Genomic DNA, 3,735 nt, shown 5'->3' on the forward strand with positions numbered 1-3,735 from the left:
TAAATATATTATATAAGGAGGAATAAGTTATGGCAGAAGGAGCCTTAACTCTTGAAAAACTCCAAGTATTGATAGAAGCGCAAACTAAAGGATTTAGAGATGAAGTTGCAAAAGTACAAAATCAAGTCAAAAAAATGACTGATAGCGTTAATAAAGAAGTTAATAAAATTCAGAGTGCATTTAAAAATATAGCAAAGTATATAACTTTTGGAGCCATAACAACGGCTATAGGCAAGTTTGTTAAAGATAGTTCTACTATGGCAATGCAAGTAGAAGCAGCTATACAACAAATTAAACGTACCATGGGCGAGAGTTCAAATGCTTTCTTAAAATGGTCTAAAGATAGTGCATTAGCGTTTAATATGTCTCAATCTGATGCTATGAAATTTGGAGCTATATTCTCAAATTTAGTAAGTACTTTTTCAACTGGAAGTCAACAGACATTACAGTACACTACTAATTTATTAAAAGCATCAGCTATAATTGCATCAGGTACAGGTAGAACCATGGAAGATGTTATGGAAAGAATAAGGTCAGGTCTACTTGGTAACACAGAAGCTATCGAGGATTTAGGTGTTAATGTTAATGTTGCTATGCTACAAAGCACAGAATCATTTAAAAGATTTGCTAACGGCAAGTCATGGGATCAATTATCTTTCCAAACTCAACAACAAATAAGATTATTTGCTATCTTAGAACAAACATCAAGTAAATTCGGAACAGAGGTGTTCAATAATACCAATTCAAGTTTACAGCAGTTAGTTGCAATATTAAAAGATGTTGCGTTAAATTTAGGAAATGCCTTCTTACCTGTATTAAATGTAGTTTTACCTATATTAACAAACTTTGCGTTAGGATTAAGAACAGCCACAAGTTATATGGTTGTATTTATGCAAACTTTATTTGGAAGTACGATGCAAAAAGCTACCAATACAGCTATTGGAGGAACTAAAGCACAAAACGCATACAATACAGCTCTTTCTAATACTGGAGATACTGCAAAAAAGACAGCTAAGGAAATGAACAGACTTCTTGGGGGATTTGATGAAATAAACTCATTGAGCAATAGCGGTGCAGATGGTGGAGGATTACCTGGAGTAGATGCAGGTGGAATAGGTTCGGTAGGTTCTATAGATGTGGGCTTAAGTGAAGAACCAGACACAAGTGGGATAGCAGGACTTGCAGAAAAAGTAAAGAATTTTTTAAAGCCAGTAAGTGAAGCTTTTGAGAATTTTAAAAGAAATACAAAACCTGTTATAGATACAATCAGTAGCGCCTTAGTATGGTTTTATGATAATGCATTAGTACCATTAGCAAAATGGACTGTAGGGGATGTTCTACCAGCCTTTTTTAATGTATTAAGTGGGGTTATGAAAATACTAAATCCATTATTACAGTCATTTAAGCCAGTAGCTTTATGGATTTGGGATAACTTCCTACAACCAATAGCAAGCTGGACAGGTGGGGTTATAGTTGATGTACTCAACAGATTAGCAGATATATTAAGTTCTATAGGGGATTGGATGAGTGATAACCAATCTATAGTAGATGCTATAACAACTTCTGTAGTACTATTTTTTGCGGCTTGGAAACTAACTGAATTAATGGCATTTATACAAATGAGCGGTGGAATAGTTGGTGCATTTAAGGCAGTTACAAGCGCAATAAAAGCGTGTACTGTCGCAAAGTTAGTAGATAAGGCAGAAACAATTTACTTAACTGCTTTATATGCTAAAGATTTTATAATGTCAATAATTAATGGAACTGCAGCTTTAGTAAAACAAGCAGCTCAATTTGTAATTAATACTGGACTAAAGATAGCTGATACAGTAGCACAAACAGCAATGACAGTTGCCACAGCTGCTTGGAATATTGTTTGCGGAATAGCAACAGGTGTTACATGGGCATTTGGAGCGGCTATAGCTTTCTTAACTTCACCTATAGGACTTGCTGTAATAGCAATAGCAGGCATTATAGCCATAGGAGTTCTTTTATATAAACATTGGGATGAAGTAAAAGCAAAAGCAGTTGAAGTATGGGATTTCATAAAGAATAAGTTTCAGGATTTTAATAATTGGTTAGGTAGTGTTTTTTCTGTAGATTGGTCTAATAAGTTCGGAGTGTTTGGGAATGTACTTAATGCATTTTCAGCCAATGCTAAAAATATTTGGGAAAGCATAAAACAAACCTTTAGAGGATTAATTGATTTTATTGGAGGGATATTTACAGGAGACTGGGATAGAGTATGGCGCGGAGTACTTAATATTTTTGGAGGTATCTTCAATGGTATGTCTTCTATGGCTAAAGCTCCACTAAATGGAGTGATAGGACTTGTTAATGGGGTAATTACAGGTCTTAACAAAATAAGTCTACCAGATTGGGTTCCTGGAAGGTTAGGAGGAATGGGAATAAATATTCCTAAGATACCATACCTTGCAAAAGGTGGAATAGTAGATAGTGCTCAAATGTTTGTAGCAGGAGAAGCTGGAAAAGAAGTAGTAATGCCTTTGGAAAACAATACTGGATGGATTACTCAACTCGCTGAAAAGGTTGCTTCTAGAATGCCGCAGGGAACAAATAACGATAGCTTTATAGGTGACTTAATACTTATGATAGATGGTTCTGTTATAGGTAAAGTGGCACTAAATCAATTAAGAAAAATGCAAAGACAAGGTGGAATAACATTAATACCAACATAAAGGGGGTAGCAATAATATGATAAAAGTAAATGGAGTAGATATTGCTACTCCTAAAGTTTTTGAGTTAAGCATTACTGATTTAGATGGAGAAAGTAATAGAAATGGTAATGGAGAATTAATAAGAGATAGGATTGCAGTTAAAAGGAAAATAAGCCTAGAATGGCCAACATTAACACAATCAGAAAGCCAAACACTACTTAATGCTGTAAGTAGTGTTTTTTTTACGGTTACTTATCCAGATCCACAGTTAGGAATGGTTACAAAAACTATGTATGTAGGTGATAGAACTTCACCAGCTTATCAATTTATTAATGGGGAAGTTAAGTGGAGTGGTTTAAAAATGAATTTTATTGAGAAATAGAAAGGATGATATGTAATGTTAAATGTAAGTAAGAGTATAACAGTAACAGGTCAAAGTATGATAAATGGAAGTCAAGTTGTGGCTATGTCAGCAACGATTTCTACAGATGGAAACAACAATGCAAATATAGTTAAAACAATAATTAACCAGGAGCTATATACAGCTAATAAAGCAGCTGTTAGAGAAGACATGGAGAAGTTTGAGGATGAAGTATTTAAGATTGAAGATGGATTTGTAGGAGGTACTGAAAATGAAATTAAGTAATGAAATTATAGTAAATAGCGCTAATGCATTATCACAATTATCTGTAATGGAACTACCTGTAAAAGTGAGCTATGCTATAGCAAAAAATATAAATAAAATAGAAAAAGAACTTAAAGTGTACAATGCTGAAAGGCAAAAGTTAATACAAAAGTATGCTGTAAAAGATACTGATGGAAAACCTAAGATAGATGAAAATGGAACTATGAATATCCAAGAAGAATTACTGGAAGATTGGAATAAGGATACAAAAGAGCTAAGTTCTATTGAAAATAAAATAGATATACATTTAATAAAACTTGATGATCTTTTTAATTGTTCTTGTAATATTTCTGCTTCAATACTAGCTGCAGTTGAGTACATGATTGAGGAATAATCTCTAATCTATTTTTTAGAAAGACCAACTATCAAAAG

4 protein-coding genes are annotated in these 3,735 nt (G+C 33.5%); all 4 read left to right on the forward strand.

From position 1 onward, the window contains the following. Positions 1-29: 29 nt before the first annotated feature. The 4 genes from B3N22_RS01255 to B3N22_RS01270 are packed head-to-tail and all read left to right on the forward strand — an operon-like array spanning position 30 to position 3,697. The gene (locus tag B3N22_RS01255) at positions 30-2,699 is read left to right on the forward strand and encodes a phage tail tape measure protein (RefSeq protein ID WP_286904265.1); all 2,670 of its coding nucleotides are present in this window, start codon (positions 30-32) and stop codon (positions 2,697-2,699) included. 16 nt (positions 2,700-2,715) lie between these two features. After that, on the forward strand, positions 2,716-3,060 hold the full coding sequence (locus B3N22_RS01260; protein ID WP_286904268.1) for a DUF6711 family protein: 345 nt from the start codon (positions 2,716-2,718) through the stop codon (positions 3,058-3,060). Positions 3,061-3,075: 15 nt separating this feature from the next. Continuing rightward, a complete protein-coding gene (locus tag B3N22_RS01265; RefSeq protein ID WP_286904270.1) occupies positions 3,076-3,324 on the forward strand; it encodes a hypothetical protein in 249 nt (82 codons plus the stop codon). After that, positions 3,311-3,697 carry a hypothetical protein gene (locus B3N22_RS01270; protein ID WP_286904271.1) on the forward strand — a complete coding sequence of 129 codons (387 nt, stop codon included), beginning with the start codon at positions 3,311-3,313 and terminating at the stop codon, positions 3,695-3,697. Before B3N22_RS01265 ends, B3N22_RS01270 begins: the two co-directional genes overlap by 14 nt. Positions 3,698-3,735 lie beyond the last annotated feature (38 nt).

Source organism: Clostridium sp. UBA1652 (assembly GCF_002320975.1).
GTDB classification, from domain to species: domain Bacteria; phylum Bacillota; class Clostridia; order Clostridiales; family Clostridiaceae; genus Clostridium_T; species Clostridium_T intestinale.